The organism is Paenibacillus sp. FSL L8-0436 (assembly GCF_038593025.1).
In the GTDB taxonomy this organism is placed as follows: domain Bacteria; phylum Bacillota; class Bacilli; order Paenibacillales; family Paenibacillaceae; genus Paenibacillus_AQ.
Window position 1 is genome coordinate 5,607,439 of the sequence record NZ_CP151955.1, and the last position, 23,943, is coordinate 5,631,381.

Consider the following 23,943-nt stretch of genomic DNA (forward strand, 5'->3'; position numbering starts at 1 on the left):
TCGTCGTAAAATTATTTTACCCTTTAAATAATCACTAATATTTCCATAACTGAAAGAGCTACGGTTAAGTAGCTCTTGGTTTATAATTAACGAAGTATCTTGTTAAAATCATGTGATTTCTCCCACCAGCCGCTTTTTAGAAATCTCAATCCAACCTGGATCAATTTCAAATGCATCCCATTTGCGGTTTAAGTTCTCTGCAGCCTCTGGAACAACACCGCTTCCAGCGAATAAATCGATGACATACTCATTCTCCTCGGTACTATTCTCGATGATCCGTTTCATTAAGTCTATAGGCTTTTCTGTAGGATGTATGGTTCGATTCCCTGGAATCCGCGGGATTTGCCATACGTCCGTTTGATTCCGTGAGCGTATCCGTCTGACGTTCTTCTTGCCCTTTACGGCCATAATAACAAATTCATGTTGATACCGGTATTGCCACCCCATGCCCATGTTTTTCTTATCCCATACGATGCAGTTCTTAATGGTGAACCCGGTAATCTTAAGCCATCGGGCCATGTCCGGGTAGGTGCGCCAATCAATAAATATGTACACATGACTTCCTGGTTTCAGGATTCGATAAGCTTGCTTCAGCCAAGCGAGGCAAAATCTGCGGTAGTCGGGAAAAGATAGATTATCATTGGCGAAAATCTGAAAACGAGGTTTTTTATTTTTAGTATAATTTGTTCCTCCAAATTTCAAATTATACGGTGGATCGGCGATCACTAAATCTACGGTTTCATCTGCAATTACTTTTTGAGCACCTTCTATACAACTATCCAAATATAACATTTTAAGTCCTCCCATTGGTGTATTTGGTTCCAATGGTTATATACGGATTAACAAGAACATAAGTTCCCATTATTTTCAGGCAACTTACTTTCATATTCTTTCACTCTACGATAGAATGTGGGCTTCTTCATTCCGATCCTTCTCATTGCTTCCGTTGCAGTATACTCACCAGATTTCCATGCCTCATATACTTCAATGAATGTCTTATCAATTTCACGTTTGGGTCGGCCAAAAGTAACCCCTTCCGTCCGGGCTACTTCAATGCCCTCTGCCTGCCTCAAACGATTTTTCTTACGTTCCTGTTCGGCCACATATGCCAGCAGGCTAAGAAATTGATCCTCCATGACTTTTCCAAAATCCCCCATTGTCTTAAACTTCCGGGAATCGAATAGCGTTTCATTATCCAGACACACAATGTCCGCACAGATCTCGCGTGTGATATGCTTCCACTCGGTAATGATACCGTCATAGTCCCGGCCTAGCCGATCCAGTGCATCCAAATAAACCAGATCTCCTTCCCGCAGCATAAGCCGCATCGCCTGATAGCGTGGACGATCAAAATCTTTACCACTCTGCTTATCGACAAAAACAAATCGCTCCTCGATCCCTAACTCCCGGAATTTCAGAAGCTGCCGCTCTACATTTTGCTCCTTCGTTGAAACTCTTCCGTATGCAATCTTCAATGGAACCCCTCCTAATAGAAAAAACGTCTCAAATGATCCCTTGAATCACTGAGACGTTCCATAATTGATTTTATGGCTTTTTGAAACGAACTTATGCCCAGTCATTCCTCTGTCTCAAAATGCATGCTTTTTGGAACTGTTTCTTCATTGAAATAGAAAGGTGACCTGGGTCACCTCAAATTGAAACTCATAAATGAAAATCTATGTATATCGTTTACCCACGAACTCTAATTGCTCAACTTAATATGCTATTTTCCCAAAGAGCAAATTTCTTCGTACTGTTTAATATGTTGTATCGTTGGTTAGTGTGATGTTGTCTTTGCCAGCGTAAGTAACACGAGCAATTTTATTGTCCGCATCTTTTATCTTCACTGTGTACCTATCAACTAGCTTTATTTCCAGCAACTCCATTACGAAATTTGCTTCTAGCCATTTCAAAATATAAAACTGCTCAACCGTTTCAGCTTTGATCATCTCAATCCTCCTTGCTACGCTATATGCGTCTACTGCAGCACATCCACGAACTATTTACTAACCGCCCCATGGGTCATAATCATCATCATCTGGATAATCATTAAATTCTTTGATTAACGGGTAATCCGCATCATCGCTTGGGGGCTGATCATCTGGCATCGCTTGTACATCATGACCACCGCAATTATGACAATGCCAAATCCCTTCATTACTCTTAAAAGTGCGATCAGACCCACAAAATGCGCAATCAATTGCAACATTCTCCTTGCTCATAACACCCACTCCTTCGCTATATGCGTCTATTGTTTAACGTCTTTGCATTGAGAGACTACTTAAATCGACAAACGAGAATTTCAATATCTATATCCTTGAAAACTTGTTGGATAATTTCTCGGTTTTTCGACCAGCTTAATCTATCTAAGCCTGCTCCAATTTGAGGCATGGCTATTTTATTAATTCCGTTATCCATAGCTACCCTTTTCATATCCTCTATCGAGTTAGTAAATGTTTCATAAGTCGGTTTTCCCCAATATACTTTCTTAGTTACAAGATTTAGAACCCTGCCCACGATCACACAACTCCCGATTTTCAATGGTGTTTGTTTCGCTTCCTTTTGAAGATTACCAAGACCGAATCTCTTTTTAAATTGAACTGCAATTCCTGCCCCCATTTTTGCATCAGAACTAATACAATGTGCAAGGAAATAATCATTTCCAACCTCAAACAAGTCTCGATAAATCTCGTTGTATTTCAAAGTCAGCCTCTCCTTTTTTTATGTCATAGCTTGCGTTAATTGATCATTACTCTCGGACTGTGCATCATTTAGCTTTTTTAAATCTGCTTTCAACATACATTTCGTTTCTTGCATATCGTTTCGCGGATTCGACATTAGTGAACCACAAAGAATTTACAATCCCATCATCCAAGTAGGGAGGGTTCGTTTTCGTAATAGAGCCAATTAAAAAGGTAGTGTCTTTCTCCTGGTATATCACAATAAGACGGTTCCCCTCATCAGCGATCCAGCGATCAGGATTTACTAGTATCTCAGTTGCTTTTTTATAAGCTAAATCACTCATTTCTGACCTCCTTGTGATGCGCTATATGCGTCTATTTTTCAGAATCTTCCGACCGAGTAATAATTCGTTCAACTTTTTCATTCAAACTATCAAAGCCCCTGAATATTTCATCATTGGACATAATCTCAAAGCTCTCAAAATCTGCATAATAATCAGGAACTACATGCCCCAATTTATTTCCCATCTCGTCCAGGGCAACACGAAGGAACTTTATTTCATTCTCATTTAAGTAAATTGCTTTCCCCATATTAAAACTCCACTGTTACACGGTATGCGTCTACAATTCATAAAAAATTTATACGTCCAGCCGATCGACTCCACGACGTTCTCAGAGCCTCCAGGCCCGGCGTGGTATTAATTATTGCTTACTGAAATAGACAACTTCACTGACGCCATATGGACTTACATCGAACACTTTATAATCCGGATTGTTTGCATAAAGCTTCATGAATTCTCTCATTTGTTCCATTCCGACAAAGGTTTTTGAGCCGACTTGTGGCGGAACCACGGCATAGCCTTCTGCCACTAAATGATCCAATACCTCGAATAGCTTGTCTGAGTTAGTCAAAATCACATTTGGAGCATATTCAGTTTTCACAAAATATAGTTTTCCTACAAACATTTCATGTACCCCCGATTTGTTTAGTGCTGTTACGACCATCTGATCGACTCCACGGCAGCTGCAGATCCAATACACCTGGAGTACTTCCTGCAGTGAGTAAGTTTCTTCGTACCTATTCATTAGTATGCTTGAATTCAATCTTCTTAATTTTTGTACCATTGATAAAATATAAAGCCCAAAGCAATAATGCATAATACAAGCAACGTAGGCGGATAAGTTAACAATTCATAAATGGATATTTAAATTCCTCCTTCACAGTTTGCGTCTCATTACGTCCAGCTGATCCTCTCCAAGACTTTAAATTTCATTGCTGTTATGTTTTTGTGCGAATTCAACACGCTTTCTGGCTTCATCAAAAGAAATTTCTAAGATTTTAGACACTATGCGAACCGCTTCTTCAAATCCATGCAGCGCCATAAAACTATCTATCCCGTCCGTATAATACACTTTACCCATGCTATTTCGCTCCCTTTGAATTCAATGAGACTCTTTCAACTCTTCAATCTTTTAGCATTCGTCTTTCATAGTCTAAGATTTGTTCCCATGTAAGCCACTCAGGTTTATCATTTCCATCGAAACTATTGTGTAACTTTTTCATATTTTCGATATGCTCTTTTTCATCGTTAGACCAAAGTGCATCGCTATTTCTATTACCATAGTTTAGATAATAATCACAATCGCCTCTAAGCCTGTCTAACATCATATAGCGAAATTTTTTATCAGACTTTAATACATCTTGCATCACAAAACCTCCAATATATTTTATATCTTACCTATATAAATCTATAAAAATGAGTTTTTCAAAACTGTACCTCTTTTTGGAGGCACCCTCTTAGAGGATGCCTCCAGCTTTATTAAATAATCTCCTTCATGCTAAGTGGGAAACCTACAAATTTTATTCCTTTTTGAGGAATATTCGTCATATAACTAACTTGAGTTGGTTTGTATGTTTGCATTCCCACTAGCTTAGCAACTTCCTCTCCTCTTACCTCACCTATAATAATTTTTGAAGGTTGTTTTCGTAATATTTTTGCAAGGTCTTCCGTTCGATTGATATTCATTTTATTACCTCCGATTAAATTAATCTTATTCATTCTCTTTTCTAGTTTGGTATTACATCTTCTCGCTCCACAGACCTGAGTTGACAGCCATCTGGAATTTGATGAATTCGTCTGAAACAACCTCATCTAAAAATCTCTCTAAAGTATAAAATGCATCAACCATATCTAACTCGGTCGTGAAACTAAAAGACATGATACGTCTAAAATCATGATGTTTAGAAATTTCTATTCCCTTTCTTTTAAAGGATCGTTCAAAAGAAGCTTTCCATGTAATCGTATCCTCTTTAAATAACCTCTTCTTTACTTCTTTAGTTAGGTAGATCCGCTTGCTTTGGTACATGGAATATAAACGTGTATAAAACCCTTTTGGCTCTTCAGAAATTTTAATGGTTAAAATATATGATTCCGCTAGAGCAGGTTGAACCCGTTTTTCAATTGTAAATAACCCATAATTATTCATATAATCCCCCATTTGCTAGTCGACTTTCCAAAATTGGTATTTTACACCCTTGATCCCAGCTATCAGTTCTTGAATTCGGAACTAAAGGATTCTATATATATCCGTCATCCAGTTCACTTTCCAAATAATTTGATATGTACAATCTTCGTACTATTCATCAATCCCCACTAACCGTTTTGCTTTATCTAAAATTTCTTTCTCTGGTCTTTCGTTCCAATTTTCATCTGCCATCATTGATTCAATAAATGTCTTTTGTGCCGAAATCGGCGCAGCCTTCATCAATTCCTGCAATTCTCCATCCATTGGGGCTTGATCAATGTTCCCCCAAAGATGCAGCATAATTTCGGTAATCTCTTCTTTTTTCATGCTCTCACCTTCCTGTACAGTTTGCGTCTACCGTTCAGAATCTTCGGGCTGCGCACTTTTGCGTTCCAAAGCTACGGACTCTTCAGTCGGTTTTGATGTGATCTCAACAGTACGTTTCCCATCTTTATAAATTTCACGTATTCCTGTACCTAAAGGAGTTTTAAATTCTTCACGAGAAACGAGAGTCATCGAATCAATATCAACATAAGCATGGTTTACTGTAGAGAACATTTTTTTAATCTTCTTAAAAAGATTCAACAGTAACACCTCCTCATATTACAAATCATTCTCTTCCATCGACTAAATCTGCTTTGGTGCAAGGTTTCTTCGAACTATTCATCAGCATCTACCCAAGCGTCATAGTCTGCTGCAGGGATACTTTTAAGTGCGCAAACAAGCCTATAGACTTCATACTGATGTTCCAGCTCTAATTCAGCTAAGCAGACACCGCAAACGTCAGATTTAAAACCGAGACTATAACCGCAGCGTTCGCAACTATCATTCACCCTCTTCACTTCCTTTAGATGCACAATATGCGTCAACTGCTCAGTGTCTTCGAAGTGTGAACTACTAATCGTAAGCTCTTGGATTTGTGTCATGGTCACAATTTCTGCAATGGTAAGTGCCATCTTCCCTTACCCAACAATCAGGATAACCGCAATTACAAGTAGCCCATTCGCACTCACATTCAGGTTCATCTTCTTTAGCACCACAACCTATACACACATCATGAACACCTATTTTTTTCATTATTCTCACTCCTTAACAGTTTCTGTCTATTATTGATTACGATTTTTTTCATTAAGCATCCTCACATGCAGCTGATCGACTCCACGGCGGCTGTTAGATCATTCCGTATAGAAAAGTAATAGAACACTATAGATTATCAATTTCTCAATAATATCGGGTGTTATGTTGGGATCAGGAATGATGCTCGTTGAATACTGAATTTCTACCTGATAACCAGTTATATTAGCGTGTTCCAGTTCCTTATTCAGTAGAGAAGCAAACTCTTTCGGGTCAGTTGCTGTCACAACTGAACTGCTAAGATATTGTTTGGCCATACATAAAACCTCCGTTGGATAAATTAGGTCCAGTTGATCAACTCCACCGCAGCCTCTTTTCGTTGCACATTCCGGCTGAAAGCAAAGTCTCTTCGTACCGCGCACTACTCAACGTGATAAATTAGGATCTCGTCCGTCATATGTTCCTCGACTAAATATGGCTTAATCTCTTTGTCGCTATCGACATCAACCGTTTGCACCGTGTCCACGCCGTCCAACAAAAACCAAACTTTCCGTTCCATAGGGTTAACCTCCTTCATAGTTTGCGTCAAACGCTCCTATCAGCTTGTAAATCAGACCGAGTAAACTCCTTGTAGAACTGCTGGGACAGCATCTGCTGCCGACCTGCATCATATCCGATGGATTGATAGTGGACATTGCCATCAACGTCCTCATATAAAACAAAAACAGTCTCAGCAGCATCGTCATAAAATCGCTCAATGCGCTGTTTGATGTAGATGGTTGCCAGTTTGACCACCTCCCAAGTGCTGCACTTTCTCGTACTGCGCATAAACTACCAATGCTATTTCAATCTTCTAAATAGTGAAGATCCCTTGAAAACATTGGGACTACCTTTCCGTCAGCATCTCGCTTTACGCTATAGGTCGGGGCATGTGCTGCTACTACCTCTCCTGTCCAGGGGCCAGGCGGAACATTTTCCTCCGTGGTGGTAGCACCCCATGACGAGAACCCAACTCTTGTACCTACTTTTGGTCTTATAGCCATATTGAAGCCTCCTATTCGTTAAAAAGGATTAATCAAGTGCCTGAACTATGCAGTAGCGTCATCCACCCAACGGGCCAGTTCTTTTGCAATCAATACCTCGCACAATGCTTCTAACTGGACTTGAATCTCAGGGTCTCTGTACCCTATGCGGGAAAATGCATTCTCCATTTCCCAATAGCCCGGCCCACTTGTCAGAAATTGAGTAAGTATCAAGTTCCAATTACCATCATTCGTTTCCGCAATTTCAAGCTTCGTGTTGAACCGGAACACGTTTGGTATATTCAATACAATGCCGGATTCTCCGATCCACCCTTTACCACCTTGGAACTTTCCTCCGTTCACTTCCAACCCTTCTAATTGCACCAGTGTAGGGAGGGTATGAAATCTCAAAATTTTACCCATTCTAATCAGCTCCTTGTTTCATAGTTTGCGTCAACGATTCAGCAGCCTCGAACAATTCATTGTAACTTTGCAGTCACATTATCTTTCTTAGGCTTAAGCTGATACTTGCTGCATCCATTATTCACAGCTTCTTTATTGTTCTTGGCCATGACCGCACCAACACGTACATCGTTTGAATAAATGTCATATGTTCTCATTTTAAAACCTCCCTTTATCAACATGCGTCTGTAGCCACGTACTGCGCACTATATCCGTTACAAGTCATCCTCTTCTTCTCGATCCGGGTCCGGGTTATTGGTGTACAGTTCTGCCAACTCGTGCGCCAATTCTTGCTCAGTAACGTCCCAGGCTTTTGCCATTGCGGCCAGCGTCCCATCTTTTTCAAGTTCAAGATCCATTATGCAGAGTGCCATGTAAATGATCTTATATTGCAGTGATTCCATAGGATACAGGTCAGTCAGCAGTTTCATTGTGATCCTCCTAAAATAGTGATAATTGCACTGTTTTGCGCGGATGATGTGGTACCCACTGTTCCCCGTATTCAAGCATCCATTCGGCTGTAGTCTTGCGCCGGTTCCATTCAGACCGGGGTATCCAACTGGTGTTATCGCCTTGTACAGCTGCTAAGTACTGGGCAAACCATTCATGCCGCATCATTCCCAAAAAGTGAAGCCTTGCCCGTACACTGCCGCTCAGTAGCCCGTCCAGATACTGCATGCGGTTTAGTTCATTCATAGGGACCAATCCGCCAATAAAGAGTAATGATTCCGTCTGCAGCATTCTTTCATCGCCGCCCGGCTGCAAGATAGGTATCGGACGATATCCGCGCCGCCTCATGTCCTTCAGATACCACTCTGTAGCTTCGGGATTGCCGATCTCATCATATTGCATGTATTGATGCCTGGATTTAACGTGGCGCTCAATATAAGCCCGGTAACCTTGATAAGATATGCAATCCTCTGTAAACGTCCCGGGGTCCCATATAACCGTTCTGAATCTCAGATATGGCTCAAGCCAAGATGGATACTTCCGTAGCAGTGTGGCACTCAGGAGCCAGTAAGGGACGCTGCTTGCTTGTTCTGCCAGGTGCTTCCGGTTCACTCCGGCCACATAGATGATTCGCTTCACTGCGTACGCCCCTTTCCAGTTCCTTGCCTCTAAGCTGCAGCAAGACGCCTACCGGACATTCCCTGTTGCAGTAACCATCAATCCGAGAAAATGCACTTCCAAACTCTTGCATGAGCTCCTTACGCTGCAGACATCTGCGGCAATGTTTAAGTGTGTCGCTTATCTCATAAACAACCTGCTTCCGTTGCATGGTGTCACTCCTTCGCTGTATGCGTCAATGGCTCAGTGTCTTCGGTCTATTCAGCAATTGAATGCCCCAACAATGAGGCGATTGTTTTAGCTTGAGCAGTAGTAATTGCAAAATCATCTACTATGCTGTCATCTTCATCGAGCAGATCAACCACGCAATCAGGTTCTCCTTTGTTCTCAACAAACTCTGATTTGATGCGATTGAACGTTTCTTTTGCATATTCTTTGGACACGCCTTTTAAAACCAGCAAAGTTTTTTAAACTCATTTTCTTGGACGTTAACTCTCACAAACTGCAATCCCCACGTATTTTCATTCATTTTTCATTTATCCTCACTGTTATATTCATTTTGATGTATTAAAAGATTCCGATATATTTCCTTCCAAATACAATATTAGAAGTGCCTTTCAATTTGCTGTTCAATTTCTTCACACTTTTGATATATCATTTCATATTCTTTAAGAGCATCCAAATATTCGGGTAACTCGTCCTCATTTTTAAGGATAAAACGCGAACATTCAATCGACATATAAAACCGGCCATTCGAAACGCTGAATTGACGATCTTTAATGTCCCAAATACTGTTAAGTTTTCCTCTGCCGTTGTCGTTCTTTTTAAATTCAGCCCATAAAGCGGAAAGTTCGTCCTTAGACGCAGCCTCCAATACAATCAACGTGCTTTTACACACCAAAAGATCATTCCATTTTGTGTAGGCTTTTGTTTTCTCGATTCTTGTTCTAAAAAGTTTATCTTGAAGGTATTTTTTTTCTTGCCGCTTTTTTTTCCAATTATCAAACAAATCATGCACCTCCTTATTTTATTCATGATTCATGTACATTGAGATTTTTGACAGCACAATTTCTTCAAGGTAATCTATTGAAACATCTGTTTATAATCCTTTGAATCGAACTTCCCCGTTTCCCGATCAACAGCGACCAGACCGATATCAGTGTGAAACACATGGCATCTATCATTTGAATGTGCATATTGAACTTCTTTATAATCTGCTTCTGTTAATACCCGGCACAAAAGCATTTGTTCAAACAAACCTAGCTCCATAACTCACCTCCTAACCTGGTGGACTCATCGTAATCTATCGTGAGGCCTCAAAAGACCAGTCTATTTTTTGATCATCAAACTGCCTAACTACCGCTTCAATAACTGCACGAATTTTGCTGTCTTCCGGAGGTTTACCATCCCAGCCCCGATCATAATTGGCCAGATTTTTACAGAACTCTTTTTGTTGAGCCGGATACACGGTCAACCGACTGATTCGACCTTCTGATATCCCATACGAGGATGGCTCTGAAAAAACTTGTGCTTGTACAAAGAGGCCTTGAATCTCCCCTTCAAAGATGTCCCCTGCGTAAAGGCGACCTTTATATACCATTAGCATTATTTTTTCCTCCTTTTTTGGCATATAACTCATATTCACGAGTCATGCCAGAATCCCCCAATACATTTGCGTTAAACAGGACTTCTAGTGCTGTTTCAGAGGCATGCCCTTTTTTCAAAAGATCGGTATACATCCATTTGAGATAAGCATCCTCTTTTACAAATCTGAGCATTTGCGCTGCATTGAATACTGGATCATCAAAGTCCATACCACTCATCCTTTCTACAATATAGGTAAGGAGCAAAATAGACTCCCTGATCATTCTTTAAATAATTCGTAAGGACTGGGCCAGTAAAATAAGTGCAGTTTTTTTAACCTGATAATATTTAGCGCGGTACCAGTTGAAATTGTTCATGAGATACTCATCTAATGCTTCCTCGCGGCAGAAATATTTAGCCTCTATGAGCATGAGTTGATCAGGATCAAGGCAACGCATTGCTTTTTCCATAGGATACAATTGATCCTCCACTTCCCAAATTTCATCCTGGAGTCGTTCAGCTCTATCAAACATGCTCATGACTGCATGCTCGGTGGAAGAGTGCGGAAGTCCTGATCGGCCACTGACACCGGTAAGCTCCATTCCAGCTGTAACTTTCGGCTCCTTCGGCTTAACTTTTTGAAGTTCTACGTCTAACCAGTGTTTACGCTTATTTGCTTGGTAATATTGCTTTAAGCGGTACTCTACGATAGAAACGTATTGCTGCCGAATGGCTACAGGTATATTCATTTCAATTTGTTCCACTTCTTCATCGCAACTACTGACTGATGATTTACCTGTTTTCTCCAAATGCTCCTTAATGATTATCAGTTCCTGTTGCACAGCAGGTGAAGTAGTTGTCTTCACTGATTTTTTCAACTTTTGGTATCGGGCAAACAACCAATCTACCGGCACCAATGAGATGTTAAGCTCTGTGACCTGAAAGTTCTTCAATCCCCCACACTCCCCCCTGTCTATATCCTCTATCTTCACAACATCAAAGTCCCATGCACTTTGCACAAATGTCTGCTGGCATTCTTCACAATAAAATGTGCTATCATCCACTACTCGGCAAACTTTGCCGCATTCAAGGCAAATCAATGGTCACTCCCCCGCATGGACTGATTCAACCGAATAAACAAAAATCAATCCAGAAATTCCTTAATCAATTTCCCTGAGCTGTCAAAATATTTTGTGCGCCACCAAGGATGACAGTTTTCCGCATACCATTTTCCATCAAAGCAAACATCAAGATTTCCTGAATCATTGCCTCCAACGATTACCCCCGATTGACCATCCACTTCAATTTTCATTCCTTGATAGGCAAAGGATATGCCCCGTCGTTCACAAACCCCCTTAAAATCCACGCGATTACTGAAAAGATCACTAACCTTAAAGCCTCCAATTTTTCGGCAACGCAGGAATCGAAATACCTCACTGAATGGTTCTTCCCACGACCCATCCTGCAGATACTCCCAATAGGCGTATATGGCCTTTCCTGGTGTTTCTCCTTGAATGGTCTGCTTGCACCATGGATCGTCCCATTGGTTTTTTTGGCACCAGACTTCATAAGTGTTCAAGGTTCAAACATCTCCTTTTTAAAATTTTTCTGAACTATGACCTCATAATCTCGTGCTGCAGTAGCTTATCTCTAATCACTCCGTAGGCACCTGTACGATTGTGGAAAAGTTATATTATCGACGGCTGACCCAGGCAAAGGCCTTTTTCCCACGTCCGGAATCTTCAATCACATACGCCACACCTTTGGTCACGTAAATGTTAGGGAAGACCCTGAGCATTCCGAACGCCGTGAGTATAGAATGATGCTTGGCAATCTCAGAATCAGGCCATACATGCAGTTTCAACCGTTCAATTTTGCACTCCTTGTCTTCAAAAAACAGAGGTTGGAGGGCACTGTTGATCATCTGCAGGGCACGCGGGTAAAACGGACTTGCGGTATATAGGCTCATATCAACGGTACCTCCATCCTAAAATAGCTGTAACTGCCCTACCTTCTCGGCGGCAATGGGGTTTATCCAGAGGACTTCCGTTCGACTGCGGCCTGATTCGGCCTTTACAATCTTTGTTTCCCGCCGCCAATGCTCTAGCCGGTCGTCGTATAGTGGGTGAGCATAGCCACTTAGTAAAACTGGCCCTGGATGATTATCCAATTGTTCAAGCAAACGGGAATGTTCTTCTTCCCCCATCATTTCGTGCTTGTACAATCGTTTAGACCTTGTAGATAGCAAATATGGCGGATCGCAGTACACAAGCACATCCTTTCGTGCATACCGCTTCAAAAGGTCCTCAGCCGATTGGTTTTCTATCTGAACGCTTTTCAACCGTTCAGCAACAGTCAAAAGCTTTGCAGGAAGTTTCGTCCACTCTCCCGGTTTGTATGAAGTATCAACTGATATATCGCTTCTCCATCCGGTGCGGTCACTTGTCTTAGCCCCAATTGCTTGCCACATTCTGACCAAAAACCTTCTGGCTCTTTCGATTTCCCCTCCTCCCCCGACATCCTGGTATGTCTCGTAATATTCTTCGCGGGAATATGGGGTCCAGTAGATGGATCGTGCTAATTCTTCTGGACATTCACGAATCACCCGAAAAAGATTCACTACATTCCCATCCAGATCATTAACGGTTTCGATAACAGACGCAGGCTTCTTGAACAGTACCGCCCCGGACCCGAAATGTGTCTCAAGGTAGGTCGTATGTTCCGACATGTGGCTGATAATCCAATCCGCCATGCTCCACTTGCTTCCGGGATAGTGTAAGATTCGTGGTACTTTCATGAGCCGTCTCCTTTCCGGGACTGCGGACCCCGATTGTTTTCAAGGCAGGCCTGAAGAGCAATCTCCAAACCATGCACCGTTAAGTAATTAAGTGCTTGGTATTTGTCCGATTCAGCCTTTTCTTGCGGTAATAATCCACTAAGCCCTTTACAAGGTGGACTCAAGAATAAGAAGAAAGGTACCTGCTCCTTAAAGGCCAGCCATATATCCCAAGGGGTCGTTTCTCTCCATTCTGCTGGCGGCTCATAGCCATGCCAGGCCTTATACTGCCAACCACGGAACAAGTCCATTACCACTGAAGCCTTCTCGCCCGTGATCAGATCATGGTTGCGACAAGCTACCGGGTCACTGTCTATGGAGCAGAGTAATTTAAATTTGTATAGCTTACCTCCATACTCGACTTGAGATTTCAACAAACCCGCTGATTCCCCGCCGATCCCGCCGAATAACACAGCAGCCGTTTTGTAATGTATGATGTTTGTCTGCTCCAAATAAATCCTCCTCAACTACCGCTTTTTATAAGAAAAAGAGATCGTATGTTCTGTTTGAAGAACGTAATTCTCCAGCTCTGGAGACAGTCTCTCTCCAAAGTTCTATTAGTCATAATTCCCTTTGTGGCTCTATCCGCAGCTCACGATACGTGTAGTGCCTTTCTTTTTATTTAGTAGCTCCAACTGCTCTGGGGTGGCACTAAGCACTAACCAGTTCTCCGGTATCAACCGGTGCTGACTGATCACTTGCTTTTGCCGCCGTGTTGGGCGTAGTCCGCGATTCTTTCTCATTTCTTTAGTACTCTTCATGCCGTTCATCCTCTCAGATATGGATATGTATTGACTTCAAAGGCTTGCTAATCACCGTACAGATACCTTGGCATCCTTTATTTGTTGAGCTTTACGCATCATTTCATCCATTTCTTCCGGAGTAGGAACATCTCCTCTGCCATCATCGACAGATATCGGAATCTGCTGCTTTCCGCTTCTACTGGTATTTCTCCCCGATCCCTTAGGAGTCTTGGGTTTCCCTGGAGAAATAAAAGATGCGTCCGTCTTCTCGGTTTGTTGGCTAGTCGTGCCGCCACGATGTTGATAGCCATTTAAAATGCCTCGTATATAGGCCAGGTTCTGTTTTTCCGGCCCACCTCGATAAGCCGTCCTCATTGCTGCAAGCAGCCATGCCCCGCCGAAGTCGTCAAACAGTGATTTCATATCCTCTTCGTCAAACGGAGCAACCTTTTTACCTGCCAGAAAGTTGTTTGAGTAATTGATCATGGCACTTTGGAATGAATCAGCATCTTCTAGCAAATCTAGAGGTTCCCTTGTAATTATTGTTGTAGTAGTAGTTCTTTTAAAAGATTTAAAGATAGCTTTAATACTAGCTTTAGAAACGCTGAACCCTTTGATATAACTAGGATAATCGCGCCTGACGTTTCCCTTTTTGGGAAGTGTGCGTTTCCCCTTTTGGGAAATGGACGATTCCTTCTTCGGGAACTCGTTTCCCTTTTCGGGAACCGGGGAATTCCCCATTCCGGAACTCGGTTCCCATTTGGGGATAATACTTCCCTTTTCGGGAACTGGATTCCCATTTGGGGAACCCGTTTCCTCTTCCGGGTGTTCGGTTCCCTCATTAGGAATCGATTGTTTCAGTAAATTGGGTGAAGGCCGGGCAAGATTCATATTTATCAGTTCTTTGAATTTCTTGGAGGAAGTGGACACCCTATCGATGTCCCATTGGTCATAGTGCTTATTGACTTGGAAAATATTCATATGTTGATCCCATAGGATGACATTTCCGGCGACTAATCCGTCTAATACTTGGCGGATATGGTTACTACCGATACCTGCTTCATGAAAATTCTTCAATTCCGGAATGATTGCCGATGGCTTCCCGCATCCCCAGCTCAAGGTCAGAATAAAATCAATGACATTCCTCTGGCGCTGAGAAAACTTCCGCCGGATCAGCTCTCGGTGTATTTCGTGCGATATTCTGATGTGTGCATCCGTTGGCTGAGGATTAACACTGGAATCCACGGCATCCCCTCCTGTATCCTTTTGCGCTTAGATCGCTCTGAAACGTTTTGTCCGCTCTTGCCATTCCCGATTCAACCCGCAGCCTTTCGCAGGGATCTCATAGTGCCTGCGCCCACAGACAAACGAAACGTATTTACCTGTTGCCTGCTCGTAATACATCCCATTTAGGACAACGGGTTTTGGGTCTTGTTGAACATCGATCAAATCAAACAGGTCTACTTGCTCAACATGTTCCAAGGCTCAGCCCTCCTCACACTCCACACTGGACGCAAAATTGCGCTAAGTGGCAGTGTTGCGCCATGCAAAGTTCTATGAGATAATCAATCCGCTAGTTGGACCCGGTACATGAGCATTCGCAGTGCTTATGTACCTTTTTTCATGTTCACATCGCATAATGTTCTTCACCAACACCTGATGCTGCAGCGGACTACGTTCAAACCAGATCGTTGCTAGTAGTGGCAATGTCATGTCTTCCCCCAATGCTTTCTCACCTCCCTTTAACTTCCTAGTACTGAGCGCAACTTTGCGTTCATCCTCCAATGATGACCGCTTAACGAAAGACTGCGTTCAGTCCGCTGGACGCATAGAATCGTTCAGTAAATGAGGGTATTACTACTGAGCGCAAAACCGCGTTAAGCTAACGGTCTCCAGCATTCCACATATTGCAGCGCCCTCTCCAAGTCTCCTTTGCGGATATCCCTGTAGCTGGCAACCTCAAATTCGGCATAGATTGACCGGTACAATTGTCTAAAAACCCCTGGTCGTTGGCTTGGTTGATTAGCCATCAAAATGACCCTGCGTCTAATAGCAGCATGCAACATCTTCTGTTCACACGTTATGAGAGTGATCTCTTTGGTTACGCGGTTCAGTTGTTGCTCTACTTCCTTTACGCGTTCCTTCATTTGAGTAAATGCCACTTCACTTATAACCAAAGGATTTGATTGTGCCGAAGCAAGCAATCCTTGTAACTGGATTTCCATTTGATTAAAGGCGGCAATATAGTCTTCTTTGAACCTCGCAGCTTCCCTACCCGTAAAACCTGTAATCAGAAATACAAATCCATCACGAGTCACCTTGTAATACGGATTCTTTCTTCCCGATTTGTCCATGTACTCGCTGAGCGCAAAATTGCGTTCAGTAAATTCAGCACTGCATTCGAGCGTTTTAATACTTCTTAAAATATCCGCATGACGCTTACCAAACTTGTCCGCAATACTTCGACTGTCTGTCATGGCTTGTCCATTTTCAACATAGACAAAATTTCTATCTTCTTCTAGGACTGAGGAAGCTTTTCTATTGCTTATTTCCACTTTATGGTTAACGTCTTTCAGCATCTTCACATCCTTTCGTAATACATACATTTTTTGATTCCACCTCCTAAATTCTGATAAGATGAAATTGTACATAATCTTTTTTTGAGAAAGGAGGCTTTATTTTTGGCTGAAATAAATGATTATAATAAACTCGTTGCAAAAGACTTTACGATTTCTGCTCTCAATAAAATTGATCCTAAGAAATTTGAAAAATTAAATATTGATGAAATCATTAGCACTTACACTGGAATCTACAATTCTTTTTTAGCAGCAATTGAAACAGATAAGCCCGAAGAATTAAAAAGCTACGCAAGAGAGTCACGCCAACTTTTAAATCGGAATTGACACTGGCTAATGGTTCTATGAGAAGATGGTCCTCATAGAACCATTAGGTATTATGCCAAGGGGCGTTCAAGCATCCTCCGCTTTACCAACTCCATAATTTGATTGGCTCGGGAAATACACAAACCTTCATTTATAAACAAATCAATAACCTTATCGGAAACAGTCCAATTCTCGTTGTTGATCCGTTCTGTTGTTTCCCATGTTCGCTCCTCGTTAGGTGAATTTGCAGCCGTCTGGCTATCCATCCTTTTCCCTCCTCTCCATTTGCCATCTTATAATGTAGTTCTAATCTGTTTATTTACATATCATAGGGAGTGGGATTTCTTTTCCTCTATGGCGGTTTCCGCGACCATCCCGGATAAATCGTCCGGTAGGTTTCAACCAGCCCCGCAGCCGGTCCAAGACGCTCTCAGCGCTCATCAGGCGGATTATGATTTTATTTTTTCCATGGCTGATTCTGCCGACGCCAATAACTCCTTGCAAGCCTCCACAGCTACATCATTACTCCATTTTTGAATGTCTCTTAGAAGACCTTTAATGTAACCATCCAACGCTGACTCAAGAGCATATTTTTCTTTAGCGGTGAATTTCATTTGTTCATTTCCTCCTTTAGAGGGGCCGTAGCCCCGTAATAGTCAATTAATCCACTGGAGCCATCATCAGGCAGGCAGATTCTCGTCAACAAATTCAGAGAGATTATCGACGAGCCGGAGTGCTTCCTCAGCTCTTGCAATCCAATTTTTCGCATACGGCTCTTTATCGATTGTTTCTTTAATCTGCAAATTCAGCAGTTTGGAAACAAATTCAATCGCTTCCTGGGCTTCCTCTTTTGAGTTAATCAAGCTTGAACGCATGGCCTTGCGAATTAATTCTTCCATAAGTATCCTCCAAAGTTAAAGCCCTCCGGCTGTTGGATATGGGGCTGTAGCCCTTAACACTGCTAGCTGGCTTGACCTTCGCCTTCCCCTAAGAGTTCTGAAGAGCTAGCCCTCACGCCTCACAGGGATCGCATCGGCCCATTCCCATGCTTCCGATTGTTCCGGATCTGGAGTCCGTTCGTAAATGTTATGGTAATCTGCTTCAGCCACAGCCTCCACACGGTACTCCATCCGTCTTCCAATCGGATCTTTACCTCTGAAGTAGAGATACTTCCTGTCGTCCGACACTACCTTCACAATCGCTGAGATGTGCAGCCAGTCCTGCAGGTATTCTGCAGCAGCTCTGCCAGTGATCACTGGCAATGAACTCATAGCCCCCATATATGTACTCCTTTCGTTGTTAGCAGATCCCAATTATTCTTTCACGAGTGTTTTCCCTTAAATCTTTGTAATAGCAGTTAATCAAATGACCTTTCATACAGCTGGGCAGCTTCCTCTATGGTCTTGAAATCAAATTCATAATACACGGCACGAACGACTTCTCTAATCTTTTCCTCAGCCCAGCCTTTGCGTGACAATGCTGCACGGATATATCCAAGGCACGCATTGTTGCTCCACTGTTCCATTACATAACCTCCTTTGGTTTACGGGGAGAGTCCCCTACTAATTTGGCTTACAGATTACTATTTAATGGTTGGTCTGTTATCCATCAGAAATATGTAGGGGTAATCTTCATCCACTACAGTAAACCCTGGATAACCACGTTCAAAATAACTACCAAGCTCTCGCTGAAAAGCTTCAGGATTAATTGATTTCAGCGCCCAAATCCTCTCTCCTACCATACTTTTCATCATTGGTTTAACGTTCACCAGGGATTTCATACTATTTCCTCATTTCATTACTAAACGCAAAATTGCGTTCAGCTATTTGGATACGTCAGCCGCATCTCTCTATCCACTACCTCATCAGAGTGGATAGAGAGACAAGGCCGAGGCCTGTACTCTTTAATCGCTTATGGTTACTCGTTCCATGACCAACCGAAAGATATCTGCAGGGAGATCATTAATGACACTTTGGAAACGATCAAACTCAATCTGGGCTTCCTGACGTTCGGAGTCTTCCGTCGATAGTTTCAGCAGATTTTCAAGCTGTATGTACCTATCAGCAAGCGCTTCTGCAAACTCTTGCTTATTTGTATCACTCATCTGAAAGTTCCTCATCAAGGAATAGTCATTATAGTCATTAGTGAAGAAATTCACCTTGGTTCACACTTTCTGATGTAAAATCATTGGATTCACATAGGTACATTCCCTGACAAGCCCTCTTTTTTTTAGTTCTAGTCCATGACCTTCCTCAAATAGCCGTTTCACCAATAGTGTGATGCATTTCTCATTGATACTTTGAAGCCGGGTTAACTGGTGTAAATACATAGTCTTGTCGTACACATCCGTGGAGCTCTTCAACTCGGTAATTTGTTCTCGTTTGATATGTAAGAGTTCGAGCTTTTTTAATTCAATTTCAAAATGTAAAGAAATGATCTCCTTTTCATTGGCAGGAACATCTGCGAATAGTGTGCGACGTCTCTGTTTGATTGCTTCGATTTGCTCTGACTTTTCCTCTAGGCGCTGTTGAATGGAAAGTAAATTCTTAAAATTCGCCATATTATCTCCCTCTTCAATAATTTGTTATCTATTGCATCAACAAAAATATTGTATAATTCCTGCAACTCTGGCATGTTTTGTGACCTTAACGAAAAAACCATAATCTGGTATGATATATGAGCCTGAGTCAAAATTAATATTAGCTACATAGCGGTTTTCTTCTTCATTTCATCTAGTTTTTTGTTCCCCAGATACTTAAGAGCATTGATAATGTTAGCTTTAAGTAATGGCCCTTCCGTTATTGTGACGGTATGTTGATTCTTCATGGCCATCACTATTCACCTCCTAGTTGAAGAACGTTGTCTTACCTGCTTATTTGGCTTAAGTGTAAATTTTTTCTTAAATCTGATTTTCAATTAAGTCCTGGTAAATCGAATGAAATAACGTACCTTACTTCCAAATCGTCAATGAAATCTAACAATAGTGGATCGTTTAAATGGTCGAGACGATACGTGTCGATTATTCCAGACAGTAGTTTCGGTTCAAATCCAGCGTCGAAGCAGTTTTGTAATATGGTTTCTATGTTTTTAGTATCATCATTGAAAAGAGTGTGTTTTCTTTGTTCAATGTCTTCAAATTCATTTGACTTTTCTAAAGGCTGTTGGATATTAAGCAAGTTCTTAAAGCTTCCCATATACAACTACTCCTCAATTATTTATTCAACCATCATTCTGTGTCTGGACTTGAGGCAAAGATACGCACTGAAGATCATAATAATCGCGGCATAACCCATGGCTATATAGGAGGAATATCTTCATAGAGTCTGCTATCCTCCGATATCAATTTGAATAAATCCGTTTTTGTTCAAGTTCATACCATGTTAGTGTTGACACTCTATTAACTAGCGTTTTAAAGCAAATTGTACTTGGACAGAGGCCTGATGTATGATGTTCTTAAGCAATTCCCCTGGCCGAATCCCCACCCACTGTTGTCGGTACAGCTCGGTGGGTTTACTCATTAGTACCTTTCAGTTTTCAGCCACTGATACAGATCTGACTTAAGGACGGTAACAGCCTCACCTTTTTGGCGGTTGCGGTTCAAGTGCGGGAATGTCGGATGCTTGGTGAGTTCATTCACCTTCGGGGGGCTGAAACCTAGTAGCTTCTGGATATGAACCGGCCGGAGTACTTCTGGATATTCTCCATTCAGGCGAAGCTCTGTGAGTTGCCGTTCCAGCTTTTCATTCTGTTCTGCCAAATCAGCAGCTAAGCGAAGGGCTTCAGCAAATGTTGAAGGTGTTTTTAATGCCTTTGCCATGATCAGACCACCTCATTAGCTAATGATTGTTCAATTCTTAAAGGAAGTAACTTTGTTTCGAATTTCAACACATCAGGATTAAAAAAAATGTCTCCTAACGGACGCTTTAGAGCATCAGATATTTTCTTCATAGTTTCAGCACTAGGATTATATGCTCCAGTCTCTATTTGAGATAAAGATGTGCGCTCCATCCCTATAGAATCGGCTAAATCTTGTTGTGTAATCCTCGACTCCTTGCGGATTTGAGCGATATTATTGCCTAATACCTTACTCATGTGCATCACCTCGTTATCTGTTTTGTATTTCTAAACACATAATAATCCTAAGTGTTTTGTTTGTCAACACATGTTTTGAAATTAAGAACATCTTTTCTGTACATATTGTGTTTTGTATTACAAAACGTTTAATATCTGATTAGGTGATGATAAATGAAAAATACCCTCTTACTTGGGAAGAAAATTAAAGAGCTTCGCTTAAAAAACGATTTATCTTTAAGAGATCTCGAAAAGAAATCAAAGGTCAGCTATTCTTTTATCAGTTCAATCGAAAATAATAGATACCAAGCTTCAAGAGACAAAATTATCGACATAGCTAAAGCGCTTGAAGGTTCTAATATTAATGAACTGTTGCTGTTGGCCGGTTTCGCACCAGAGGGCGAGATTTCAAGTGAGAACACAGAAGATAAATCGCTCACTTACGAAGAATTTATCAATAATCCAGAGCACGGTATTTTCTTCAGAGATTATCTATCTGCACCGGAAGAGCGCCGTGAAGAAATGCGAGAAATTTTCAAGATACTTCAGGAGAAAGAGAAAGGCCGGAAGCCTGGAGATATTCAAGGTGAAGCTGACAGAAATACCTAAGCCAGAAATGGCTTTTCTTTTTAATCAAAACAAGAACATACGATCCCGTTTAGAGGTGAACAACATGATTATGAATTACAAGACTCCCCCACTCGAACAAAAGATAAATGAATTGTACAAAGTGCATCGGATCACAAAACCTGAGCATTTATCTGTCGAATCATTGGCAGCAAAATTCAATGTGTGGGTCCATTACCATAATAAAAAAAGCAAAGGAATTGAAGTTTCCCCAGACGTATACACCATATTCCTGGATAACCGCCTTCCTGAAGATAAACAGCGTCTTGAATTCCTTCATGAACTATGCCATATGCTCCGCCATGCTGGAAATCAAACAATAATGCCCGAGCTATTCACCAAAGCGCAGGAGAGTGAAGCAGACCGTTTTGTTTTCTACGCTGCCATCCCCTTCTTTATGCTTGAAAAGTTAAGGTTGTCATCCGTGAGAAGTGAAGCAATAGGATACATATCCCGGGAATTCAGTGTTCCGCTAGATTTTGCCAAGAAACGCTATGAAGAAATTGAAGATCGTGTTAGGCAAGGTGTATTTTTATCCGCCATTGAATCAGCAGGTATCACTCATGAAATCATTCGTGACTCCTCAGAAAGCTACACATCGAATCGAGCCAACTTACATATTCGTGCTTATTACAATTGGGATGGCGACTGTTCCCGGCCGCATACGCTTATCATCGAACAATCTGAAGGCTTTGATTGGGACAACCCTTTAGAGATTGAGGTTGATGGAAATTATGAAAGCTGCGAAATGCCATCTTATATGTCCCATGATTCAGCAACTATACTTTCCGGCGATCTCTCTATCCCTGCCGATCGCAAAGGCTTCGTTGCTATAAACTTATCGCGCGTGGCATGGCGACACGGCAAATTGTCGACACGGCTATATTTATCAATGGAAGCCATTGACGATACTTTGAACTTCTAAAATCTTGAAGGGAGTGATGCACATAAAAATATACTGATGAAAAATTTATAGTGGGAGGAACTCATGAAAGGAAAGGTATTTAAGCGAGGAAAAACATGGACTTATGTCGTTGATCTTCCATTGGATCAAGGGACAGGAAAAAGAATTCAAAAAAAGAAAGGAGGCTTTCCTACACAAAAAGAAGCCGATCGGGCATTGGTAGCGCTTCTGTCCAGTGTGCATAAAGGCGAATATATCCCTGAGAACAACATGACAATTGCAGCCTTTTTCGAGATATGGCTAAAAGAATATGCCCTGCAGAAATATAAAGCCACAGTTTACGATGTTGAAGAATCGATTATTAATAGCCGAATTATCCCGGTTATCGGAAGGCAAAAACTGCAGCAACTCAAACCCTTGACCATCAACAGATTTTACAATGGACTACTTGAAAAGTACTCTCCGGATTACGTGCGCCATATCCACGCTATCCTGCGTAAGGCATTCAGACAGGCTGTGAAGTGGGAAATGATTGCTTCGAACCCTTTGGACAAGGTAGAAGCTCCTAAGCTGCGGAGAAAGGAGATGAAGACCTGGAGCATGGAGCAGTGTCTGCACTTTTTGGATACCGCTGAAGGCCATGTTCATCATATTGTTTATTCCCTGGCTATTCATACAGGCATGCGTAAGGGAGAAGTCCTTGGGCTAAGGTGGGGAGACATCGATTGGGAAGGCAAGAGCCTGATGATTCAACAAACGGTGAACTGGACACCCTCCAAAGGCATTATCATTCAAGATACCAAAACTTCAAGTTCAGCTCGTAGAATTCCTATTGGCAATATGCTTATCGCTGACCTAAAGCATCGTCAGCAGATGATTGAAATTGACAAACAAAACATTGGGGTAGGCAGCTATAAGGATCATGATCTTGTATGCTGTTATGCTAATGGCGAGCCCATTAAGCCGCGACGAGTTACAGAAACGTTCGCATTCTTAACAGGAAAGTCAGAGCTACCCAAGATTCGTTTCCATGATCTTAGGCATTCACATGCTTCCATGTTATTGAACAATGGAATAAATGCCAAAATCGGCGCTGAGCGTCTTGGACACAGCAGTGTTCAGATCTATCTGGATCGTTACTCTCACCTACTCCCTGATATGCAGAGAGATGCTGCTGATCTGATCGATTCCAAGATGACATTGAGTAAGAATCCTGAGGATCTTTCAACGCCGTGACCAAAATGTGACCATCTGCCTTTTCAGCAGATTCCCGGAAGACTTTTCATTCTCACTTTATCTGCCTACATACAGTAAAAAACCCTTACAGGGTAAGGGTTTTAGTGAAGTGGGCCCTACAGGACTCGAACCTGTGACCAATCGGTTATGAGCCGACCGCTCTAACCAACTGAGCTAAGGGCCCGGATCTAAAGTATCCGTATGATATACAATGGCTGTAGGAAAAT

General features: G+C 41.8%; 51 protein-coding genes and 1 tRNA gene. 4 read left to right on the plus strand and 48 right to left on the minus strand.

What is annotated here, in order from left to right; translation table 11 throughout:
- Positions 1 to 108: 108 nt before the first annotated feature.
- From NSS79_RS25875 to NSS79_RS26045, 35 genes are all read right to left on the minus strand, one after another.
- A complete protein-coding gene (locus tag NSS79_RS25875) occupies positions 109 to 792 on the minus strand; it encodes a site-specific DNA-methyltransferase (protein WP_342436731.1) in 684 nt (227 codons plus the stop codon).
- Between the two features lie 47 nt (positions 793 to 839).
- Positions 840 to 1,475, minus strand: coding sequence for a recombinase family protein (locus tag NSS79_RS25880; protein ID WP_342436732.1), 636 nt, complete (start codon positions 1,473 to 1,475; stop codon positions 840 to 842).
- Positions 1,476 to 1,757: 282 nt separating this feature from the next.
- The gene (locus NSS79_RS25885; RefSeq protein WP_342436733.1) at positions 1,758 to 1,949 is read right to left on the minus strand and encodes a hypothetical protein; all 192 of its coding nucleotides are present in this window, start codon (positions 1,947 to 1,949) and stop codon (positions 1,758 to 1,760) included.
- Between the two features lie 57 nt (positions 1,950 to 2,006).
- Entirely contained in the window at positions 2,007 to 2,222 is a 216-nt protein-coding gene (locus tag NSS79_RS25890; protein WP_342436734.1) for a hypothetical protein, read from the minus strand.
- Positions 2,223 to 2,277: 55 nt separating this feature from the next.
- Positions 2,278 to 2,703 (minus strand): macro domain-containing protein, encoded by a 426-nt coding sequence (locus NSS79_RS25895; RefSeq protein ID WP_342436735.1) that lies wholly within the window; start codon positions 2,701 to 2,703, stop codon positions 2,278 to 2,280.
- 64 nt (positions 2,704 to 2,767) lie between these two features.
- Positions 2,768 to 3,025: a hypothetical protein gene (locus NSS79_RS25900; RefSeq protein WP_342436736.1), complete on the minus strand. Its 258-nt coding sequence runs from the start codon at positions 3,023 to 3,025 to the stop codon at positions 2,768 to 2,770.
- A gap of 31 nt (positions 3,026 to 3,056) precedes the next feature.
- On the minus strand, positions 3,057 to 3,272 hold the full coding sequence (locus NSS79_RS25905) for a hypothetical protein (protein WP_342436737.1): 216 nt from the start codon (positions 3,270 to 3,272) through the stop codon (positions 3,057 to 3,059).
- 111 nt (positions 3,273 to 3,383) lie between these two features.
- Positions 3,384 to 3,686 carry a hypothetical protein gene (locus NSS79_RS25910; RefSeq protein ID WP_342436738.1) on the minus strand — a complete coding sequence of 101 codons (303 nt, stop codon included), beginning with the start codon at positions 3,684 to 3,686 and terminating at the stop codon, positions 3,384 to 3,386.
- Between the two features lie 258 nt (positions 3,687 to 3,944).
- Positions 3,945 to 4,103, minus strand: coding sequence for a hypothetical protein (locus tag NSS79_RS25915; RefSeq protein ID WP_342436739.1), 159 nt, complete (start codon positions 4,101 to 4,103; stop codon positions 3,945 to 3,947).
- A 43-nt stretch (positions 4,104 to 4,146) separates the two neighbouring features.
- Positions 4,147 to 4,389 carry an LPD11 domain-containing protein gene (locus tag NSS79_RS25920; protein ID WP_342436740.1) on the minus strand — a complete coding sequence of 81 codons (243 nt, stop codon included), beginning with the start codon at positions 4,387 to 4,389 and terminating at the stop codon, positions 4,147 to 4,149.
- Between the two features lie 112 nt (positions 4,390 to 4,501).
- The gene (locus NSS79_RS25925; protein WP_342436741.1) at positions 4,502 to 4,708 is read right to left on the minus strand and encodes a hypothetical protein; all 207 of its coding nucleotides are present in this window, start codon (positions 4,706 to 4,708) and stop codon (positions 4,502 to 4,504) included.
- 52 nt (positions 4,709 to 4,760) lie between these two features.
- Entirely contained in the window at positions 4,761 to 5,168 is a 408-nt protein-coding gene (locus NSS79_RS25930; protein WP_342436742.1) for a hypothetical protein, read from the minus strand.
- A 150-nt stretch (positions 5,169 to 5,318) separates the two neighbouring features.
- Positions 5,319 to 5,534 carry a hypothetical protein gene (locus tag NSS79_RS25935; RefSeq protein WP_342436743.1) on the minus strand — a complete coding sequence of 72 codons (216 nt, stop codon included), beginning with the start codon at positions 5,532 to 5,534 and terminating at the stop codon, positions 5,319 to 5,321.
- A gap of 27 nt (positions 5,535 to 5,561) precedes the next feature.
- A complete protein-coding gene (locus NSS79_RS25940) occupies positions 5,562 to 5,792 on the minus strand; it encodes a hypothetical protein (RefSeq protein ID WP_342436744.1) in 231 nt (76 codons plus the stop codon).
- Positions 5,793 to 5,866: 74 nt separating this feature from the next.
- A complete protein-coding gene (locus NSS79_RS25945) occupies positions 5,867 to 6,163 on the minus strand; it encodes a hypothetical protein (RefSeq protein WP_342436745.1) in 297 nt (98 codons plus the stop codon).
- Between the two features lie 219 nt (positions 6,164 to 6,382).
- Positions 6,383 to 6,598 (minus strand): hypothetical protein, encoded by a 216-nt coding sequence (locus NSS79_RS25950; protein WP_342436746.1) that lies wholly within the window; start codon positions 6,596 to 6,598, stop codon positions 6,383 to 6,385.
- 104 nt (positions 6,599 to 6,702) lie between these two features.
- Positions 6,703 to 6,840, minus strand: coding sequence for a hypothetical protein (locus tag NSS79_RS25955; protein ID WP_342436747.1), 138 nt, complete (start codon positions 6,838 to 6,840; stop codon positions 6,703 to 6,705).
- Between the two features lie 26 nt (positions 6,841 to 6,866).
- Positions 6,867 to 7,076 (minus strand): hypothetical protein, encoded by a 210-nt coding sequence (locus tag NSS79_RS25960; protein WP_342436748.1) that lies wholly within the window; start codon positions 7,074 to 7,076, stop codon positions 6,867 to 6,869.
- A gap of 293 nt (positions 7,077 to 7,369) precedes the next feature.
- Entirely contained in the window at positions 7,370 to 7,726 is a 357-nt protein-coding gene (locus NSS79_RS25965; RefSeq protein ID WP_342436749.1) for a hypothetical protein, read from the minus strand.
- A gap of 56 nt (positions 7,727 to 7,782) precedes the next feature.
- A complete protein-coding gene (locus tag NSS79_RS25970; protein WP_342436750.1) occupies positions 7,783 to 7,923 on the minus strand; it encodes a hypothetical protein in 141 nt (46 codons plus the stop codon).
- Between the two features lie 57 nt (positions 7,924 to 7,980).
- A complete protein-coding gene (locus NSS79_RS25975) occupies positions 7,981 to 8,196 on the minus strand; it encodes a hypothetical protein (RefSeq protein ID WP_342436751.1) in 216 nt (71 codons plus the stop codon).
- A 10-nt stretch (positions 8,197 to 8,206) separates the two neighbouring features.
- Complete coding sequence (locus NSS79_RS25980) at positions 8,207 to 8,854, minus strand: hypothetical protein (RefSeq protein WP_342436752.1); 648 nt, start codon at positions 8,852 to 8,854, stop codon at positions 8,207 to 8,209.
- 236 nt (positions 8,855 to 9,090) lie between these two features.
- Positions 9,091 to 9,294 (minus strand): hypothetical protein, encoded by a 204-nt coding sequence (locus NSS79_RS25985; protein ID WP_342436753.1) that lies wholly within the window; start codon positions 9,292 to 9,294, stop codon positions 9,091 to 9,093.
- 143 nt (positions 9,295 to 9,437) lie between these two features.
- Entirely contained in the window at positions 9,438 to 9,842 is a 405-nt protein-coding gene (locus NSS79_RS25990; RefSeq protein WP_342436754.1) for a hypothetical protein, read from the minus strand.
- 74 nt (positions 9,843 to 9,916) lie between these two features.
- Positions 9,917 to 10,102, minus strand: coding sequence for a hypothetical protein (locus tag NSS79_RS25995; protein WP_342436755.1), 186 nt, complete (start codon positions 10,100 to 10,102; stop codon positions 9,917 to 9,919).
- A 34-nt stretch (positions 10,103 to 10,136) separates the two neighbouring features.
- On the minus strand, positions 10,137 to 10,439 hold the full coding sequence (locus NSS79_RS26000) for a hypothetical protein (protein WP_342436756.1): 303 nt from the start codon (positions 10,437 to 10,439) through the stop codon (positions 10,137 to 10,139).
- On the minus strand, positions 10,423 to 10,647 hold the full coding sequence (locus tag NSS79_RS26005) for a hypothetical protein (RefSeq protein ID WP_342436757.1): 225 nt from the start codon (positions 10,645 to 10,647) through the stop codon (positions 10,423 to 10,425). Before NSS79_RS26005 ends, NSS79_RS26000 begins: the two co-directional genes overlap by 17 nt.
- Positions 10,648 to 10,704: 57 nt before the next feature.
- The gene (locus tag NSS79_RS26010; RefSeq protein WP_342436758.1) at positions 10,705 to 11,517 is read right to left on the minus strand and encodes a hypothetical protein; all 813 of its coding nucleotides are present in this window, start codon (positions 11,515 to 11,517) and stop codon (positions 10,705 to 10,707) included.
- Positions 11,518 to 11,561: 44 nt separating this feature from the next.
- Positions 11,562 to 11,996, minus strand: a complete 435-nt coding sequence (locus tag NSS79_RS26015) for a hypothetical protein (RefSeq protein ID WP_342436759.1) — start codon at positions 11,994 to 11,996, stop codon at positions 11,562 to 11,564.
- 114 nt (positions 11,997 to 12,110) lie between these two features.
- Positions 12,111 to 12,386 (minus strand): hypothetical protein, encoded by a 276-nt coding sequence (locus NSS79_RS26020; RefSeq protein ID WP_342436760.1) that lies wholly within the window; start codon positions 12,384 to 12,386, stop codon positions 12,111 to 12,113.
- 18 nt (positions 12,387 to 12,404) lie between these two features.
- A complete protein-coding gene (locus NSS79_RS26025; RefSeq protein WP_342436761.1) occupies positions 12,405 to 13,214 on the minus strand; it encodes a DNA adenine methylase in 810 nt (269 codons plus the stop codon).
- Positions 13,211 to 13,705, minus strand: coding sequence for a hypothetical protein (locus tag NSS79_RS26030; protein WP_342436762.1), 495 nt, complete (start codon positions 13,703 to 13,705; stop codon positions 13,211 to 13,213). Before NSS79_RS26030 ends, NSS79_RS26025 begins: the two co-directional genes overlap by 4 nt.
- Positions 13,706 to 14,065: 360 nt before the next feature.
- Positions 14,066 to 15,241, minus strand: coding sequence for a replication protein (locus NSS79_RS26035; protein ID WP_342436763.1), 1,176 nt, complete (start codon positions 15,239 to 15,241; stop codon positions 14,066 to 14,068).
- 27 nt (positions 15,242 to 15,268) lie between these two features.
- Positions 15,269 to 15,478, minus strand: coding sequence for a hypothetical protein (locus tag NSS79_RS26040; RefSeq protein ID WP_341377932.1), 210 nt, complete (start codon positions 15,476 to 15,478; stop codon positions 15,269 to 15,271).
- Positions 15,479 to 15,873: 395 nt separating this feature from the next.
- Positions 15,874 to 16,602, minus strand: a complete 729-nt coding sequence (locus tag NSS79_RS26045; protein WP_342436764.1) for a Rha family transcriptional regulator — start codon at positions 16,600 to 16,602, stop codon at positions 15,874 to 15,876.
- 75 nt (positions 16,603 to 16,677) lie between these two features.
- On the opposite strand from NSS79_RS26045, the gene NSS79_RS26050 reads away from it, so the two are divergent.
- A complete protein-coding gene (locus tag NSS79_RS26050) occupies positions 16,678 to 16,899 on the plus strand; it encodes a hypothetical protein (protein WP_342436765.1) in 222 nt (73 codons plus the stop codon).
- A 50-nt stretch (positions 16,900 to 16,949) separates the two neighbouring features.
- Here the strand turns inward: NSS79_RS26050 and NSS79_RS26055 are convergent, their stop codons facing one another.
- The 12 genes from NSS79_RS26055 to NSS79_RS26110 all read right to left on the minus strand — a co-directional run bounded on the left by NSS79_RS26055 (position 16,950) and on the right by NSS79_RS26110 (position 20,970).
- On the minus strand, positions 16,950 to 17,144 hold the full coding sequence (locus NSS79_RS26055) for a hypothetical protein (protein ID WP_342436766.1): 195 nt from the start codon (positions 17,142 to 17,144) through the stop codon (positions 16,950 to 16,952).
- Positions 17,145 to 17,327: 183 nt separating this feature from the next.
- Positions 17,328 to 17,492 (minus strand): hypothetical protein, encoded by a 165-nt coding sequence (locus NSS79_RS26060; RefSeq protein WP_342436767.1) that lies wholly within the window; start codon positions 17,490 to 17,492, stop codon positions 17,328 to 17,330.
- 66 nt (positions 17,493 to 17,558) lie between these two features.
- Positions 17,559 to 17,777, minus strand: a complete 219-nt coding sequence (locus NSS79_RS26065; protein ID WP_341377927.1) for a hypothetical protein — start codon at positions 17,775 to 17,777, stop codon at positions 17,559 to 17,561.
- A gap of 105 nt (positions 17,778 to 17,882) precedes the next feature.
- Positions 17,883 to 18,158: a hypothetical protein gene (locus NSS79_RS26070; RefSeq protein ID WP_342436768.1), complete on the minus strand. Its 276-nt coding sequence runs from the start codon at positions 18,156 to 18,158 to the stop codon at positions 17,883 to 17,885.
- A 77-nt stretch (positions 18,159 to 18,235) separates the two neighbouring features.
- Positions 18,236 to 18,403, minus strand: coding sequence for a hypothetical protein (locus tag NSS79_RS26075; protein ID WP_342436769.1), 168 nt, complete (start codon positions 18,401 to 18,403; stop codon positions 18,236 to 18,238).
- 57 nt (positions 18,404 to 18,460) lie between these two features.
- Positions 18,461 to 18,658, minus strand: coding sequence for a hypothetical protein (locus tag NSS79_RS26080; RefSeq protein WP_342436770.1), 198 nt, complete (start codon positions 18,656 to 18,658; stop codon positions 18,461 to 18,463).
- Between the two features lie 123 nt (positions 18,659 to 18,781).
- On the minus strand, positions 18,782 to 18,982 hold the full coding sequence (locus tag NSS79_RS26085) for a hypothetical protein (RefSeq protein ID WP_342436771.1): 201 nt from the start codon (positions 18,980 to 18,982) through the stop codon (positions 18,782 to 18,784).
- A gap of 60 nt (positions 18,983 to 19,042) precedes the next feature.
- Positions 19,043 to 19,438, minus strand: a complete 396-nt coding sequence (locus NSS79_RS26090) for a hypothetical protein (protein ID WP_342436772.1) — start codon at positions 19,436 to 19,438, stop codon at positions 19,043 to 19,045.
- A 143-nt stretch (positions 19,439 to 19,581) separates the two neighbouring features.
- A complete protein-coding gene (locus NSS79_RS26095; RefSeq protein WP_342436773.1) occupies positions 19,582 to 19,710 on the minus strand; it encodes a hypothetical protein in 129 nt (42 codons plus the stop codon).
- An 80-nt stretch (positions 19,711 to 19,790) separates the two neighbouring features.
- The gene (locus NSS79_RS26100) at positions 19,791 to 20,072 is read right to left on the minus strand and encodes a hypothetical protein (protein WP_342436774.1); all 282 of its coding nucleotides are present in this window, start codon (positions 20,070 to 20,072) and stop codon (positions 19,791 to 19,793) included.
- 323 nt (positions 20,073 to 20,395) lie between these two features.
- Positions 20,396 to 20,695 carry a hypothetical protein gene (locus NSS79_RS26105; protein ID WP_342436775.1) on the minus strand — a complete coding sequence of 100 codons (300 nt, stop codon included), beginning with the start codon at positions 20,693 to 20,695 and terminating at the stop codon, positions 20,396 to 20,398.
- A gap of 2 nt (positions 20,696 to 20,697) precedes the next feature.
- The gene (locus tag NSS79_RS26110) at positions 20,698 to 20,970 is read right to left on the minus strand and encodes a helix-turn-helix transcriptional regulator (protein ID WP_342436776.1); all 273 of its coding nucleotides are present in this window, start codon (positions 20,968 to 20,970) and stop codon (positions 20,698 to 20,700) included.
- A 153-nt stretch (positions 20,971 to 21,123) separates the two neighbouring features.
- Between NSS79_RS26110 and NSS79_RS26115 the strand changes: the two genes are divergently transcribed.
- The 3 genes from NSS79_RS26115 to NSS79_RS26125 all read left to right on the plus strand — a co-directional run bounded on the left by NSS79_RS26115 (position 21,124) and on the right by NSS79_RS26125 (position 23,716).
- Complete coding sequence (locus NSS79_RS26115; protein ID WP_342436777.1) at positions 21,124 to 21,558, plus strand: helix-turn-helix transcriptional regulator; 435 nt, start codon at positions 21,124 to 21,126, stop codon at positions 21,556 to 21,558.
- Positions 21,536 to 22,501: an ImmA/IrrE family metallo-endopeptidase gene (locus NSS79_RS26120; RefSeq protein ID WP_342436778.1), complete on the plus strand. Its 966-nt coding sequence runs from the start codon at positions 21,536 to 21,538 to the stop codon at positions 22,499 to 22,501. Before NSS79_RS26115 ends, NSS79_RS26120 begins: the two co-directional genes overlap by 23 nt.
- A 63-nt stretch (positions 22,502 to 22,564) precedes the next feature.
- Entirely contained in the window at positions 22,565 to 23,716 is a 1,152-nt protein-coding gene (locus tag NSS79_RS26125; protein ID WP_342436779.1) for a site-specific integrase, read from the plus strand.
- Between the two features lie 110 nt (positions 23,717 to 23,826).
- Here the strand turns inward: NSS79_RS26125 and NSS79_RS26130 are convergent.
- Positions 23,827 to 23,900 (minus strand) — tRNA-Ile (locus tag NSS79_RS26130).
- Positions 23,901 to 23,943: the final 43 nt, after the last annotated feature.